Source organism: Mycobacterium sp. UNC410CL29Cvi84 (assembly GCF_000686745.1).
Taxonomy (GTDB): Bacteria; Actinomycetota; Actinomycetes; order Mycobacteriales; family Mycobacteriaceae; genus Mycobacterium; species Mycobacterium mucogenicum_B.
The window spans coordinates 1-15,147 of record NZ_JMLM01000016.1 but is presented as its reverse complement, the minus strand read 5'-3'; the positions used below and the strand labels follow the sequence as shown (position 1 = coordinate 15,147).

At 66.2% G+C, this 15,147-nt stretch carries 14 protein-coding genes; 1 reads left to right on the top strand and 13 read right to left on the bottom strand.

The features are described 5' to 3' along the window. Positions 1–9: 9 nt before the first annotated feature. From BR47_RS0121485 to fadD5, 12 genes are all read right to left on the bottom strand, one after another. Positions 10–573, bottom strand: coding sequence for an Rv1363c family protein (locus BR47_RS0121485; protein WP_029120739.1), 564 nt, complete (start codon positions 571–573; stop codon positions 10–12). Beyond that, complete coding sequence (locus BR47_RS0121480) at positions 573–1,508, bottom strand: RDD family protein (RefSeq protein ID WP_029105660.1); 936 nt, start codon at positions 1,506–1,508, stop codon at positions 573–575. The genes BR47_RS0121485 and BR47_RS0121480 overlap by 1 nt, the downstream gene beginning before the upstream one ends. Before the next feature lie 32 nt (positions 1,509–1,540). Further along, complete coding sequence (locus BR47_RS0121475) at positions 1,541–2,176, bottom strand: hypothetical protein (protein WP_020103364.1); 636 nt, start codon at positions 2,174–2,176, stop codon at positions 1,541–1,543. After that, positions 2,146–3,705, bottom strand: a complete 1,560-nt coding sequence (locus BR47_RS0121470) for a virulence factor Mce family protein (protein WP_029120738.1) — start codon at positions 3,703–3,705, stop codon at positions 2,146–2,148. Before BR47_RS0121470 ends, BR47_RS0121475 begins: the two co-directional genes overlap by 31 nt. A 3-nt stretch (positions 3,706–3,708) precedes the next feature. Next, positions 3,709–4,896, bottom strand: a complete 1,188-nt coding sequence (locus tag BR47_RS0121465) for a virulence factor Mce family protein (protein WP_231506749.1) — start codon at positions 4,894–4,896, stop codon at positions 3,709–3,711. Further along, positions 4,896–6,515, bottom strand: coding sequence for a virulence factor Mce family protein (locus tag BR47_RS0121460; RefSeq protein ID WP_020103361.1), 1,620 nt, complete (start codon positions 6,513–6,515; stop codon positions 4,896–4,898). The genes BR47_RS0121465 and BR47_RS0121460 overlap by 1 nt, the downstream gene beginning before the upstream one ends. A gap of 10 nt (positions 6,516–6,525) precedes the next feature. Further along, positions 6,526–8,103 carry an MCE family protein gene (locus BR47_RS0121455; protein ID WP_029105659.1) on the bottom strand — a complete coding sequence of 526 codons (1,578 nt, stop codon included), beginning with the start codon at positions 8,101–8,103 and terminating at the stop codon, positions 6,526–6,528. Then, positions 8,100–9,131, bottom strand: coding sequence for a virulence factor Mce family protein (locus tag BR47_RS0121450; protein WP_020103359.1), 1,032 nt, complete (start codon positions 9,129–9,131; stop codon positions 8,100–8,102). Before BR47_RS0121450 ends, BR47_RS0121455 begins: the two co-directional genes overlap by 4 nt. Next, positions 9,128–10,408, bottom strand: coding sequence for an MCE family protein (locus tag BR47_RS0121445; protein ID WP_029120737.1), 1,281 nt, complete (start codon positions 10,406–10,408; stop codon positions 9,128–9,130). Before BR47_RS0121445 ends, BR47_RS0121450 begins: the two co-directional genes overlap by 4 nt. Positions 10,409–10,412: 4 nt before the next feature. After that, positions 10,413–11,282, bottom strand: a complete 870-nt coding sequence (locus BR47_RS0121440; RefSeq protein WP_020103357.1) for an MlaE family ABC transporter permease — start codon at positions 11,280–11,282, stop codon at positions 10,413–10,415. Positions 11,283–11,286: 4 nt separating this feature from the next. Next, on the bottom strand, positions 11,287–12,090 hold the full coding sequence (locus BR47_RS0121435; RefSeq protein WP_020103356.1) for an MlaE family ABC transporter permease: 804 nt from the start codon (positions 12,088–12,090) through the stop codon (positions 11,287–11,289). Between the two features lie 262 nt (positions 12,091–12,352). Continuing rightward, positions 12,353–13,975 (bottom strand): fatty-acid--CoA ligase FadD5, encoded by a 1,623-nt coding sequence (gene fadD5 / locus BR47_RS31085; RefSeq protein ID WP_051634938.1) that lies wholly within the window; start codon positions 13,973–13,975, stop codon positions 12,353–12,355. Between the two features lie 136 nt (positions 13,976–14,111). On the opposite strand from fadD5, the gene BR47_RS0121425 reads away from it, so the two are divergent. Further along, positions 14,112–14,810 carry a GntR family transcriptional regulator gene (locus BR47_RS0121425; protein ID WP_020103354.1) on the top strand — a complete coding sequence of 233 codons (699 nt, stop codon included), beginning with the start codon at positions 14,112–14,114 and terminating at the stop codon, positions 14,808–14,810. A gap of 4 nt (positions 14,811–14,814) precedes the next feature. On the opposite strand, the gene BR47_RS0121420 is transcribed toward BR47_RS0121425, so the two are convergent. Continuing rightward, positions 14,815–15,147: integrase core domain-containing protein (locus BR47_RS0121420; RefSeq protein WP_020100013.1), on the bottom strand; the 333-nt coding region annotated here is incomplete at its 5' end.

Here is a 15,147-nt window from a genome sequence, read left to right as displayed (position 1 = left end):
CCCCGGGGGTCACATCACCGGATTCATGCGGCTGATCTTCCACTGCTGCCCTTCCTGCGTAGCCGTTACCACCCAACGCGAGCCGCTTTCCACGGTCGCGTTGCCGTCCGGCGTCGTCGTCGTCAGCTTCATCGCGATCAGCACGTCCGCGCTGCCGTCGTCGTTCCACCGTTGCACGCCCGCGTCTTCGACGGTCCCCTCCGCCGGTTGCGCGCGCGCCACCTGCATCAGGATCTGGTCGTGCTTGTCCTTGAACTGTTTGGCGAAATCGCCGGTGGACTGGCCCGCGATCTTCTCGACGTAGGCATTGGCGTGGAACGGGTCGACCGCGGTGAAGCCCCTCATGAACTCTTTCACGTAGCCCAGTACCGCCGCGGACTTGGCGTGACTCGCCACGTCCTTCTCGTGCTGGACCAGCAGGTAGGTGCTGGCTGCGATGGCGGACATCACCAAAACCGTTGTGACGCAGGCGATCACGATCAGCGTGACGCGCCGGGGCACCGCCGCAATAGCTTTGAAGTAGTCACCGGCGACGAAGCGCTCGGCGGCATCGATCTTGCGACGCGGGCTCATCAGCGTCCTCCCCGCGGGCTCTTGAGCACCGTCAGATTCGACAACTGCCACTTGCCGTCAGACGACTTCACGAAGTCGACCCGCACGGTGGCGGTGATGAAGCGCAGCGTGTTGGCGTCGACGCCACGTTGTCCCTGCAGCGCAAGCAGCATCGTCGCCTGATCAGTGCCCGCGCTGAGGATCGCGCTGCTCACCGCGTAGTACTGGTTGGTCGTCGGCTTCTTGCTCACCGCCTGCTGCTGCTTGATCAGCTGGTCGCGGTAGCCGTCGGTGACCAACGCCTGCGCGGTCTTGAAGTCGTTCTGATACGTGTCGATGCCGTAGCTCAGGACGTGCTCGACGATCTTGGGACCCTGCTCGGAAATCTGTTGCCGCGCCTCGTCGACCGCGCGGTCGTGCCGGAACTGCACGCCGTAGCTCAGCCCCACCGCCGCGATACAGACCAGGGCACCGGCCGCCAGCACCTGCCCGGCCCGCCGCGACGGGTCCCGCTCGGGAGCCGGTACGACGCGAACTTCGGTGTGCAGCAACAGATCTGCGAAGGTGCGGTGCCGCGGATCCCACAGCGGCCACAGCCAGCCCAGCAGCACCGCGACGGTGTCCAACAGATGCGCGAGGTCACGCAGGACCAATCGGCCCATGCCGGCCGGAACGCCGGCGGGCACCCGCTCCACCCGGATGGCGAACAGCGACCGGCCCAGGCTCCATCCGGTGATCGACGGCAGCAGCCACCGGTTCACCAGGATCGCGGCCACGGCCAGTGTCGCCACGGCGGCGTACACCCACAGCGTCCAGTCGGCCCGGGCGGCGTAGCCCAGCTGGGCCATGACGGCGATGATCGCCACGCCCAGCAGCACGTCCAGTGCGAAGGCGCCGGCCCGTGCCGGCCACGAGGCCAGCACCGGTGCCGCTTCGAACTCGGATCCCGTGCTCACTGACTCGGCGCTCGTCGTCTCCTGACCAACCGTCACGAGGTGACCTGGTCGAGCTTGGCCACCTTGAACTTGCCGTCCACCGGTGCCATCTGCGCCCGCATCCGGTAACCGACTTCCTTGTCCTTCTCGGCGCTGTTGTTGATCTTCACGCGCACCGCCACCAGGACGTCGATCGAACCGTCGTCATTGTGTTTCTCGACGGCCGCCCGCATCTGCGAGATCTGCACCTGCACGTTGGCGGCCTTGTACGCCTCGAGCGTGATGCCGCTCATGAACGACGCCTGCGTCTGGTACGCGCCGGTGGCGCACTCGATGATCTTCGTCTGCGCGGCGATCATGGCCGACGTGTCGGGTGCCTGGGTGGCCGTGACGCAGTCCTTGGCTGCCGCGATGGCGGCCGTCTCGTTCGCCGCGAGTGCCTGGCTCTCCCGATGCGATTTGAGCGCGAACCAGCCACCCGCGCCGACCGCGGCGGCCAGCACCACGAGCGCCACACACACCGTCAGGGCGATGCCCCGCCCGATCCGGGCGGGGCGCTCTGATTCGCCGGTTACGCCCGGCGCCTCGATCGATTCCTCGGCAGACGGCTCTGTCGTCACCACGTCCTGGGACGTGACGTCCTGCTCATCGGTGGGGTTCAGCTGGCTGGTGCCAGCATCTCCTTCCATCCGTCGTCTCCTGGGTTGCTCGAGTTACTGACCGAATACTTCACACCATTCGGTCCGACCACCTGACCGCTTTGCGGGTTGTAGGTGGCCTCTGGTCCTGCTGCCGGAGTGTAGAGGCACTTGTTGGGTTGCTGCCCGCTGCACTCCACTGTGCCCTGCCCCGGTGCGCTGATCGGGTCACTGGACGGCGCCGACGCCCGCTCCGGGGGCGGCAGCAAGTTGGCCGGCAGCGGGTTCATCCCGTTGTTGATCGACGGCGCCGGGATCACCTTGCCCGGGTCGACCGGCTGATCACAGCGCGCCGCGGGAGCCGGGCAGTTCACGATCTGGTCCGGGGTGCCGTACCACGGGTTGGTGCCCAGCGGCTCGTACGGCTTGTTGTCGCGGCACTCCATCGGGCTCGCCGCGCGCTTCGCCGGTGCATCCACACACGGCAGGTTGCGCGAACCGCGGACCGTGTTCTGGGCGTCCTTCGGGATCTTGCAGTACAGACCCGACTCCAGCGGCGCGGTCGACGTGTCGGCCGGTGACCGCCACTGCGACGCCGGCAGGAAGCCGGTGAGGCACGGCGGCGGCTGGTTGATGCCCAGCGCCAGGTTGATCGGGAGTTCCTTCTCGTAGACCGCGGTCAGCGAGTCGACGATCGGGCCGGCCATCGGCAGCACCACGAGCACCTGCTCGAGGCCCTTGTTGTAGCGCTTCAGCATGTCGAGCACGATCTCGACGTTGGCCAGCGACTGCGGCAACGCGTCCCGGACCTCACCGAACACGGCGTTGAGCTGATCAGCCGTCGGCGCGCCCTGCTGGATGGCGCTCCGCAGCGCCGCGTCCTGCTGGGCCGACTGTCCGGCCAGCACATTCAGGTTCCGGGCCCACCGCGAGATGGCGTCACCGGACTTGACCTGGCTGTCGATGATCGGCGCCGAGTTCTGGATGATGTTGTCGACCGAACCGAGGTTGTCCTTGAAGTCCCCCGCCAGCGCCTGCGTGCCGTCGACGAGGTGCTGCAGTGACGGGCCGAGCCCACCGACCGCCTCGGCGGTGTAGTCGAGCAGCGCCCCGATCTTCTCCTTCGGCAGCGCTTGGAGCGCGTTCTGCGTCGCGTCGAGCGCCGGGCCGACCTCCTTGGGCACCGACCCCTTCGTGATCGTCTGGCCCGAAGAGAGGTACTTCGTGGACGGGTTCTCCGGCGGTACGAGGTCGATGAACTGCTCACCGACCGCCGACACCGAGTGCACGTTCGCCACGACGTTGTCGGGGATCTTCAGCCCGTTGTCGACGTCCATGGTCACCCGGGCGCCCTTGGCGGTCGGCTCGACGGCCAGCACCTTGCCGACGGTGTTGCCGAGGTAGGTGACGTTGGCGGTCTTGTACAGACCGGCCGAGTTGGGCAGTTCGGCGTACAGGCGGTACATGCCCACCCCGAGGTACGTCGGCAACTTCAGGTACACCAGGGACAGCCCGACCAGCGCCGCGACGGTCACGATGCTGAAGATGATCAGCTGAATCTTCAGAAACCGGGTGAGCATCGGTCACTCCCCCCTTTCAATTCGCGGACCGCCAGGCGCATTGGCCGGGTTCGGGGTGAACCGGACATCCGGGATCATCGTCGCCGGGTCACGGCCCCACGACTGTTCCAGAGCCCGAGCCATGCCCGAGAGTCCCGTGCCGGTCAGGATGCCGTTGTCGATGGCGCTCAGCGTCAGGTCGAGGTGCAGCGAGATGTTCATGTAGTCGCCGCGGATGACCTTCGGGATGTTGTCGATCGGGAAGGGCAGCGTGAACAGCAGCTTCATGGCCGGCACCAGGTTCGGTGACGTCTTGGCGATCTGCTTGAGCGCCCGCTGCAACGTCGCCAGGTTGGTGTGGAGGTTCGCGTTGCTCTTCGACAGCGTGGTGTCCGAGGCCTTCGACAACCGGCCCAGCGCCAGCAGGGCGTTCGAGAACAGATCCTGGGTCTTGTTGAAGTGCTCGATCAGCGGCGGCGTCTCGGTCAGCACCCGGTCCAGGGTGTCGTTGCGATCCGCGACCACCTTCAGCAACGTGTCGCTGGAGCGGATGGCCCGCGTGATGTCGTCGCGCTGCTGATTGATCTCGTCGGTGAAGGTGTCCAGCCGGTGCAGGAACTCTTTGATCTGATCCGCGCGCCCGTTGAGGATGTTGTAGACCTCGGACTGGATCTTCTCGACGTTCGGCACACCGCCGCCGTTGAGGATTCCGGAGATACCGGCCAGCGTCCGCTCGATGGTCGGGTACGCCGACGAGTTCTTCAGCTCGATGGTGTCGCCGTTGCGCAGCGGCTGCGACGACGGGTCGGCCGGCGGGTCCAACTCGAGGTGCTGGGCACCCAGCAAGCTGGTCTGGCCGATCTTGGCCTGCACGTTGCGCGGCAGGTTGATGCCGGGGTTCAAATCCACGGTGAGCGTGGGAACCCAGTTCTTCAGCTCGATCGCACGCACGCGGCCGACGAACACGTCGGCCACCCGGACCCGGCTGTTGGCGTTGAGGCCCAACGTTTCCGGCATCTGGATGTAGATCGTCGAGTGGCCCGCCTCCGTGCCCGGACCACCGGGCAGCGGCACGTTCGCGATACCGCGCCAGCCGCAGGAGCTGAGGATCAGCGCCGCTGCCGACAACACGCCGGCCCGCCGGGCGTTACGCGCCCATCCGCTGCGGCGCGGCGATGCCGAGGGTGACTTCGGCCCCATGGACCCGGTCATCATTGGCCTCCAACTTCGGCAGGAAGTGCGGGTCCGGCCGGCGCGGGCGCCGGAGCCGGTCCTGGTGCGGGCCCAGGTGCCATGGCACTCATCGGGCTCGGATCGTTACCCGGTCGCGGCGGCGAGACCGGTCCCGGCTGCGGGTACCACGGCGGGGGCAGCGGGCTGCTCTCGTTGTAGGCGTTCGGCGGACCCGACATGTTCACGCCACCGGTCGGCGGAATGATGTCCGGGCCACCCATGAGCTCGTCCAGCGACTCCGGCGTCAGCAGGTCCTGCGTCGACTGTCCGACCTTGAGTCCCTGCATGCCCGGCGCGGTGATCCAGCCCGGCTCGTGCTGGCCGTGCGACCACGGGGTATCGGGCGAGAACACGCCCGGCACGGTGGTGTCCTTGTACCCGCCCGGGGGCTGCAGGCGCGGCTCCGAGTAGGTGACCAGCTTCGGCAGCGTCATGGCGGTGGTCGCCATGTTGATACCGAACGGCAGGTAGTTGAACTTGATCGCGTCCATGACCGGCGCCAGGTACTGCGCGCACAGTTCGGCGGAGTCCTGGTAGCCCAACCGGCTGCCGGCCTGGATCGAGCTGCAGATGAACTGCAGCGGGTTCGAGAAGTTGGTCACGCCCGGCAGCACACCGGAGGCGATCAGACCGCCGGTGGCCGGCGAGTAGATGTTCTCGAGGTTGGCCAGGAAGTTCGGGTAGGCGTGCAACGCCCGTTCCAGACCGTCCCGCGGCTCCGGCTGCAGGATGGCCGTCGTCGCCTCCGAGACATCGTTGATGTCGTGGGCCAGCACGCTGCCGTTCTTGTCCAGGAAGCTCCTGGTCGTCGTCATGACCTGGTTGAGGTCCTTGAGCGCCGACGCCAGCTCCTGGTCGGTGTTGGTGAACTTGTTCGTGAACGAGGCCAGGTCGTTGTTCAGCGAGACGAACTGCTGGTCACTCTTGTGCAGCGCGTCGACGAACACCGCCAGGCTCTTGATCACCTGGAAGAAGTCACCGCGGCCGGTGTTCAGGGTGGTCACCGCATCCGACAGACCCTTCAGGGTCTTGTTGAACTGAGCGCCCTTGCCCTCGAAGCCGTCGGCGAACGATTCGATGATGTCGCCGAACGGGCCCTTCGGTTGCTCCTTGGTCGGACCCAGCTCGGCGAGGATGCGCGTCAGCTGGTTGCGCAGCTCGTCGTACTCGATCGGGATCTGGGTGCGTTCCTTCGGGATCACGGCGCCCTCGGCCATCGTCGGTCCGCCGGTGTACGGCGGCGACAGCTGGATCACGCGCGATGCGACGAGGCTGGGGTTCAGCACCGACGCCGACGCGTTCTGCGGCACCTTGAAGTGATTCGAGTAGTGCATGACGACCTTCATCTGGTCGCCGTGCGCCTCGATGGTGTCGATGGCCCCGACCTCGACGCCCATGATCAGGACCTTGTCGCCCGGATACAGCGCGAGGACCTCGGGGAAGTACGCCGTGATCGTCGTGGTGGTGATCTTGCGGTACAGCTGCAGACCGAAGAAACCGAGCAGCACGATCGCCACGAGCGCGATGGCACCACCGATGACCGTCCCCTTGGACAGGTTCGGCTTCTTGATGTTCCGGATGCTGAAAACAGTCGACATCGTGGCGGCCCTATCCTTGCGACCCTGGCGGGAGGAACGGCGGGTTACCCGGCAACGGCGCGGTACCGGCCGGACCGGCGTTGGGACCAGGTCCCGGCGGCGCCGGCGGCGCGATCAGCGGCCCGGGAATCGGAGCGAATCCAGGCGCGATGTCGCTGTCACCGGGCTGCGGCGTCAGCGGAACCGTCCGGGCACCGACGGGTGCCGGCGGCAACGGCACCGGCGTACCGGGCACGTTCTCAGCCGGTTGTCCCGGGAAGGCGGCCGACGGCACACCGGGTCCGGTGGGAACCCCGGCCGGGTTCGGCGCCGACGGGACGACGTCCGGCGGCCCGTAATTGCCACCGAACGGGTTGTTCCCGAACGGACCGACAGTGAGGTGCGAGCACGGCAGCGGATCGGCCGGCGACGGATCGGCACCGGGTCCGGGTGTGTACGAGCACGGCGAGCCGGGAGGCACCGCAGGCCCCGGATGCTCCGGTGTGCCTTCGAGCTTCGGCGGAGCCGGCGGCGGCGCACCGTTGGCGAAGCGCTTGCCGTTGGGGTCCGGCCACTGCGCTTCCGGCAGACCGGCGCTGCGCCAGAAGTCCTCGGGGTTCAGTCCACGCTTCTTGAACGCGGCGTCCACGAAGGGCTGCATCAGCTGCGGCGGCAGGATGTTCTCGACCATGACCTTGAAGTACGGGCCGGAGGCGATGGCCTCCGACAGCGAGGCCACGAACTTGCCCGCCGACACCAGGGTGTCCGCCAGGTCCTGCTTGCGGGCGACCAGGATGTCGCCGATGGTCCTGAGCTGTTCCAGGACGTGGTTGATGTTCGGGTTCTCGTCGATGGTCGCCTTCAGCTGGTGCGACACCCGGGAGACGCGCTCCAGCAGCAGGCTGATGGCCTCGCCGCGCTGGTTCAAGGAGTGCAGCAGCGCCTGGGCATTGACCAGCAGCGCGTTCACCTGGCCGCTGCGGTCGCCGAGGATCGTGGCGATCTTGTTGGCGTTGCCGAGCAGCGAGCGGACCTGCTCGTCACGCTTGCCGATGGTCTCGGACAGCTTCTGCACGCCCTCCAGCGCGGCAGTGAGGTGCGGCGACGTCTGATCGACGGTCTCGGACAGGACGTTCAGCGATTCCTTGACGACCTTGGTGTCCCAGCCCTGCGAGGCCCGGGTGACGTCGAAGATCGCGTCGTAGATCTGGTACGGCGTCGAGGTCTGGCCCAACGGCAGGGTGCCGCGCGGCGCCAGCTTGTGGGTGCCCTTGGCCTCGATCTCGATGGCCTTGCGACCCAGGATCGTCTCGGTCTTGATCAGCGCGCGGCTGTCGGTACCGATCGTGTTGGTACCGATGTCGAAGCCGATGATCACCTTGTCGCGATCGATGTCCATGCTCTTGACCGTGCCGACGTTGACACCGTCGATGCGGACGTAGTCGCCGACCACCAGGCCGCCGGAATCGCTGAACTGGCCGTAGTACGTCGGCGAAGCAAACAGCATGGGCACCTGGGTCACGGATGCACCCACGGCCGTGACGAGCACGACGGCCGCCAGACCCATCATGCCTCTGCGGACCCGATCGGACCCTTCTATGGACCTCACTTCGGCGTGCACCTTCCCGACGGCTGGTTGGTGAGCTTGACTGTGCGCACGGGGCCACCCGGCTGCAGACCGTTCATCTTCAACTCGATGTCGCAGACGTAGAAGTTGAAGAAGTCGCCGTAGACACCACCGGAACGACCCAGGATCTTCAGCGCCTGGGGCACCTTCTGCAACGTGTCGTTGAGCTGTTCCTTCTGGTCGACCAGCGACTGCTGCGTGGTCTCGAGGTAGCCGAGCGTGCTGTGCAGCAGCTCGCGGTTGTCGCCCAGCAGGTCGGCGAGCGAGCCGGCCGCGTTGCTGATGTTCGCCACCGAGTCCGCGATCGGATCGGAGCGCTTCTTCAGCCCGGTGACCAGGGACTCGAAGTTCTTGATGGTGTCGTCGAACTGCTGCTGGTGCTTGACCGTGGTGTCGAGCACCGTGTTGAGGTTCTTGATCACCTCACCGATCGCCTGGTCCTGCTCGCCGATGGTCGACGAGAACGACGCGGTCTGATCGAGGATGTTGTTGATGGTGCCGCCCTCGCCCTGGAAGATCGTGATGAGCGACGAGGCGATGGTGTTGACCTTCTGCGGATCCAGCGACCGGAACAGGGGCCGGAAGCCACCAACCAGGGCATCCAGGTCCAGGGCCGGCTCGGTGCGGTCGACCGGGATGGTGCCGCCCGGGGGCAGCACCTGGTTGCTGTCACCGCGGCGCAGATCCAGGAACCGGTTACCGATCAGGTCCAGGTAGCGGATGTGTGCCGTGGTCCCCTGGTAGAGCGACAGGGACTTGTCGACGGTGAAGTGCACCTTCGATTTGCTGCCACCGTCGATGAGCTCGACCCCGGTGACCTTGCCGACCTCGACGCCGTTGGCGCGCACGAACTGGTCGGCCTTCAAACCGCTGCTGTTGGTGAAGATCGCCGAGAACTCGTTGGTCCGGCTGAACCGGAACTGCCCGAAGACGATGAAGATGCCTGCCGTGAAGGCCAGCAGGACCGCGGAGAAGATGGCGAGTTTGAACGCCGTGCCCTTGATGCTCATGGGTTGATCGTGTTCTCCCCGTCTTGACGACCCCAGACGTACTCCGATGCGAACGGCGATCCGAGACCGAAGTGGTTGTACGGCGCGATCGACGCGCCGGTGTCCATCACCATGTAGGGCATCGGGAGGATGTCCTTGGTGACCGTCCAGCAGCCCGGGCGTCCCATCGGACCGCCGGAGGCGTTGATCCGTGGGAGGTTGTCCGGGTACACGTACTGGTTGGCCGCACCGACGAGTTCGGTGTGGGTTACCAGCGAGTAGCCGTTGCCGCCGAGGCCCTTGGCCGCGGCCGGCGCACCGGCGGCGAATCCGCGGAACAGGCAGTCGAGCTCAGGGGCGTACTTGTCGAGCACCCGGGACGTCGGCAGCAGGTCCTCGGCGCCGCGGACCAGGTAGGGGCCACCCCGCTCGAGGATGTCACCACCGGTGTTGCCGAGGCCGACGGCCGACATGAGGGCCTGGTCGATGGTGCCGCGCTGGTCGTTCAGGGTGCGCTCGGTGGTCACCGCGTTCTTCAGACCGCCCCACAGATCCGGCGAGGCCTTCGAGTACACCTCGGACAGATCGGCGAGGGCCTTGGTGTCGTGCCGGATGGTCGGCATCCGCTGGTTCAGATCGGCCAGGATGACGTTGCCGTTGACCAGCGACTGCCCGAACTTGTCACCGAGGCCGTCCAGCGCCTGCGCCGCGGCGGTCAGGGTGGCGTTCAGCTTGATCGGGTCGACCTGCTCGGAGATCGCCGTGATGGTCTCGAACAGGGTGTTGAGCTCGGTGGTGACGCAGGCCGTGGCCGGCGTCGGCGGCGAGCACTTGGAGACGTCGATGGTGTCGCCGGTCTTGAGCCGGGCGGCCTCCGGATCCGTCGGCGAGGTGAACGAGACGTACTTGCTGCCGAAGACCGTGGTGGCCAGCAGCTTGGTGTTGACGTTCTTGGGCAGCAGCGCGAGGTACTTCGGGTCGACGTCGAGCTGCAGGCGGGCCTTCGTGTCATCTTCTTTGCCGATGACGTCGATGACCTTCACGCGGCCGATGGGCACGCCGTTGTAGGTGACCTTCGAGCCCGGGTCCATGGACAGCCCGGACCGGGGCGACACCACGTACAGCTTGGCCTTGGTGTCGAAGTAGCCACGGAACTGGAACCAGACCACGACCAGGACGAGGGCGGAGATCACGGCCAGGACGACACCGACGACCTTGTACGGCGGGGTGCGGTCGGTGTTGAGCGGGGCGTGGACCTGCCCCTCGGCGACCGGAGGCTTCGGCTGTGGATTCGTCATCGCGTCACACCGTCAGGTTGAAGTTCGGGTCGGTGCCGTACAGCGCCAACGAGAAGAGCAGGACGACAACGACATTGGAGATCAGCGACGTACGCATCGAGCGGCCCACGGCCTCGCCCACGCCGACGGCACCGCCGCTGGCGTAGTAGCCGAAGTACGCGTGGTTGAGCAGCACCACCATCGACATGATGATGACCTCGAGGAACGACCACATCACGTCGTCGACGCGCAGGAACGTGTGGAAGTAGTGCTCGTACGTACCGACCGACTGACCGTAGAAGAGCGTCGTGACCAGCTGGGCCGACAGGAACGACAGCAGGATGGCCAGCGCGTACAGCGGGATGATGACGACCATGCCGGCGATCAGGCGGGTCGACACCAGGAAGGACAGGGACTTGACGCCCATGACCTCGAGGGCGTCGACCTCTTCACTGATGCGCATGGCGCCGAGCTCGGCGGTGGCGCCGGCGCCGACGGTCGCGGCCAGCGCCGTACCGGTGACGACGGGTGCGACGACGCGGATGTTCGCCAGTGCGGCGAAGAAGCCGGTGAACGCCGCGACACCGATGTTGCCCAGTGAGGCGAAACCCTGAATGGCGATCAGCGAGCCCGCCGCCAGGGTGACGAAGCCGATGATGGCGACGGTGCCGCCGATGACGGCCATGGCGCCGGTGCCCATGCCGACCTCGGCGATCAGGCGCAAGACCTCTTTGCGGTAGAAGCGCAGAGCGTGCGGGATGTGCCCGACGGCCGTCACGACGAAGACCCCGACGTGGCCGAGGCTGGCGAGCAGGCGGCCCGGCGCGCCACCGAATTCCTTGACGCGCGAGAAGACCCGGGGGAACCGGCCCTGCAGAACTGTCGATGTGCTCATGTCGCTACCCGGCCTGCGTTCCGAACTTGATTCCGATGGTGGTGAGCACGACGTTGACCGCGAACAGGGCGATGACGCAGAGCACCAGCGTTTCGTTCACCGCGGTACCCACACCCTTCGAGCCGCCCGCCACGGTGAGTCCGCGGTAGCAGCCGACCAAGCCGGCGATCAGGCCGAAGACCGTGGCCTTGAGCACCGAGATCACGACTTCGGGGAAGCCCGTCAGCAGCGTCAGCGTCGACACGTAGGCGCCGGCGTTGACGTTCTGGATGTACACACCGAAGAAGTAGCCACCGACCAGACCGATGATGATCACCGCGCCGTTGAGCATGAAGGCCACGAAGGTGGAGGCGACCACACGCGGGACGACCAGGCGCTCGATCGGGTCGATGCCGAGCACCTCCATGGCGTCGATCTCTTCACGCACCGTGCGGGCGCCGAGGTCGGCGCAGATGGCCGTCGAACCGGCACCGGCCACCACGAGCACCGTCACCAGCGGTCCCAGCTGGGTGACGGCACCGAGGGCGGCACCGGCGCCGGACACGTCGGCCGCGCCGAATTCACCGAGCAGGATGTTCAGTGTGAAGATGATCAGCACCGTCAGAGGAATGGAGACGGCCAAGGTGGGCAGGAACGCCACCCGGATCAGGAACCAGCACTGAAGGATGAACTCCTTCCACTGGAACGGCCGAGAGACCAGCGCCTTGAAGGTGAGGATGCACATCTTGACGAAGCCGCCCACCTTGGTGAATGGCTTGTCGAGCTGGTCCTTGAGATACCCGACCAGGGAGTTGTCCGAGGCTGTCACAGATCAGCCATCCCTTCCGGAAAACGGCCGTTCCGCGGCGTCACGCGTGGCACGTCCCCTCCTTAGCCACTAGCACAAACTGAGTGATTTCCGTCTCGCTACTCCCGAGTAGTAAGACGGACCACAGGAGAGTACCCGATACAGCGCGTACCCCGTGACCCAACTGAGGGATAATTGCGTTCGGTTTCAGCAAACGCGACATAGGCCCATCCGCCCTCCACTCAGGTGGTCGAATTCGTCAGCGCTCCGTCACTTGCCGCGCTCACGACACACTTGTATCACCGAACCGCTCGCGGAGTTCCGTTTTAAGGACCTTGCCAGAAGGATTTCGCGGCAGTGCATCGACGATTTCCAGTGCTTTCGGGTGCTTGTATCGCGCCAGCCGTTCGGTCAGAAAATCGTCGAGATCCGCCAGGGTCAGGGCACTTTCGCTCCCGGCGTTCCCGTTCGGCGCCATGGCGATGACGGCCACCGGGACCTCACCCCACTTTTCGTGCGGCCGTCCGATCACCGCGACTTCGGTTATCGCGGGATGTGCGGCCAAAATGTTCTCTACTTCTGCACAGTAAATATTTTCGCCACCGGAAATAATCATGTCTTTTTTACGATCGACGACCCAGATGTAACCCTCCTCGTCCTGGCGAACCAAGTCACCGGAATGGAACCAACCACCCGCGAAAGCCTCGGCCGTCGCCTTCGGGTTGTTCCAGTACCCGGCCATGAGAGTCGGGGCACGGTAGACGATCTCCCCGACCTCGCCCACCGGAACGTCATTCATGTTGTCGTCGACGACGCGGGCGGCCACCGTCGGAATGACCCGGCCGACCGACCCGAGCTTGCGCAGCGCGTCCTGGCTCAGAAGCATGCACGTGACGGGTGACATCTCGGTCTGACCGAACGCAGCAAAGATCTGCGTTCCCGGGAACGTCGACGCCATCTCCCTCAGAAGAGTGTCCGACGCGGGCGCCGCGCCCCACGAAAGAACGCGCAACGCCACCTTGCGCGGCTGCGCCTGCTGGGCCGCGCACACGGCCTGCCACTGCGCCGGAACCAGGAAGATCGACGAGACGCCCTCGGCCTCGAGCACGTCGAGCAGGGCGCCGGGATCGAACGCGCCCAGTGGATAGATGACCGTCGGCAGGCCCAGGAGCAGGCCACCGATCATGTTGCCGATGCCGGCGATGTGGAAGAACGGGACGCCGATGAAGCCGACGTCGTTGTTGATGTCCGGCGCGATCGTGAACAGGTTCGTCATCGCCTGGCCCATGATGTTGACGTGCGTCAGCACGGCGCCCTTCGGATACCCCGTGGTGCCCGAGGTGTACATGATCAGCGCCGGAGAGTCCTCGGGGATGTCGACGGGCGCGGGTGGCGCGCCGTCTTCGGCGAGGACGTCCTCGTAGCCCAGGACGTTCCCCTCGGTTGCGCCGCCGGCGACGATGACGGTGGCCAGCGACGGTTCCAGCTCCCGCACCGCGGTGGCGACCGGGGCCAGCACCTGTTCGGTGATCACGGCCTTCGGGTCGCAGTCGCGCACCAGGTAGGCGATCTCGGGCGGCGTCATCCGGAAGTTGACCGGCACCGCGATGGCACCGAGCACGTTGGCGGCCAGGAACGCCTCGACGTATTCGGTGCGGTTCAGCATCAGGATCAGCACGCGGTCGCCGAAGCCGACCCCTCGACGGCTCAGTGCGCCCGCGAGCTTGGTGACGCGTCGCTGCAGCTCACCCCAGGTGACCGTGTGTCCGACGAAACGCAGCGCGGTCCCCTCCGGCTGCATGAGGGCGTGCCGGGCGAGGTGGGTGGTCCAGTTCTGCCGGCGGGCCAGGTACGGCTGCTCGAGTGGTGCGGATGACACGGTCTGCTCCTGTGCCTCGATCGGCATCGCGGTGGGGTCGAAGTGATCGCGACACACGATGCTGATATTTGATCAAATATAGTGTTGCCGCCGTCACAATAGGGCGCGCGCACCATCCGGACAACCGCCGGGTGCCCCTACCCCGCCGACAAGAAGGACTGCCGTGAACGTCTCGGCGAAACCACGACCCGGCCTCGAGCGGGCCCGTCGGCGCGAACAGCTGTCCGACGAGGTAGCGGCCCATCTCCGGGCGGCGATCATGTCGGGCACCCTGCGGCCGGGCACCTTCGTCCGGCTCGACGAGACCGCGGCTGCGCTCGGCGTCAGCATCACGCCGGTCCGCGAGGCGCTGCGCACCCTGCGCGGTGAGGGCATGGTCGAACTCGAACCCAACCGCGGCCATGTGGTGTCCGCGTTCACCCGCGACGACATCGCCGACATCTTCTGGCTGCAGGCGACCATCGCCACCGAGATCGCCGCGAACGCGGCCCGGCGGATCACCGAACCGGCCATCGCCGAACTCGACCGGCTCACCGACGAACTCGCCGACGCCGTCGCCACAGGAGACGTGGACGCGATCGCGTTGGCGGAGTTCCTGTTCCACAAGGAGTTCAACCGCGCCGCGGGCCGGACCAAGCTGGCGTGGTTCCTGCTGCATGCCGCCCGGTACCTGCCGGTCCGCATCTACGCCACCGACCCGCAGTGGGGCGCGGCGACGGTCGCGAATCACCGCGAATTGGTTGCGGCGTTGCGGGACAGGGACTTCGATGAAGTCGTCCGACAGACCCGCCGTCAGTTCGACGACGCCGCCGCACGGTTGACCGGCCGCCTCGACGAACTCGGGTTGTGGCCTTCGGACTAGAGGGCTAGCTGTACTGACCTGAGAGGTTAGGTACGCGGCTGGCGGGTGGTTGACCTTTGAGTGCTGTGTGGCCGCGATGGTGATTGTAGGTGTGTAGCCACCGCGGGAACTCGGCGCAGCGTTCGGCGTCGCTGCGGTAGAGCCGGGCGTAGGCCCATTCGTCGGCAAGCGTGCGGTGGAAACGCTCGACCTTGCCGTTTGTCTGTGGACGGTAGGGGCGGGTTCGTCGGTGCTTGATGTCACCCAGAGCATCACGAAATTTGTGTGACCGGTAGCAGGATCCGTTGTCGGTCAACACATTTTGTACCGTGAAACCACACTCGTTGAACCAGGCGTT

Excerpts from the sequence above, each read along its gene's own strand:
- BR47_RS0121445 (WP_029120737.1), bottom strand. The coding sequence starts at position 10,408 with ATGACGAATCCACAGCCGAAGCCTCCGGTCGCCGAGGGGCAGGTCCAC.
- BR47_RS0121440 (WP_020103357.1), bottom strand. The coding sequence starts at position 11,282 with ATGAGCACATCGACAGTTCTGCAGGGCCGGTTCCCCCGGGTCTTCTCG.
- BR47_RS0121460 (WP_020103361.1), bottom strand. The coding sequence starts at position 6,515 with ATGTCGACTGTTTTCAGCATCCGGAACATCAAGAAGCCGAACCTGTCC.
- BR47_RS0121485 (WP_029120739.1), bottom strand. The coding sequence starts at position 573 with ATGAGCCCGCGTCGCAAGATCGATGCCGCCGAGCGCTTCGTCGCCGGT.
- fadD5 (WP_051634938.1), bottom strand. The coding sequence starts at position 13,975 with ATGCCGATCGAGGCACAGGAGCAGACCGTGTCATCCGCACCACTCGAG.
- BR47_RS0121465 (WP_231506749.1), bottom strand. The coding sequence starts at position 4,896 with ATGACCGGGTCCATGGGGCCGAAGTCACCCTCGGCATCGCCGCGCCGC.
- BR47_RS0121470 (WP_029120738.1), bottom strand. The coding sequence starts at position 3,705 with ATGCTCACCCGGTTTCTGAAGATTCAGCTGATCATCTTCAGCATCGTG.
- BR47_RS0121450 (WP_020103359.1), bottom strand. The coding sequence starts at position 9,131 with ATGAGCATCAAGGGCACGGCGTTCAAACTCGCCATCTTCTCCGCGGTC.
- BR47_RS0121475 (WP_020103364.1), bottom strand. The coding sequence starts at position 2,176 with ATGGAAGGAGATGCTGGCACCAGCCAGCTGAACCCCACCGATGAGCAG.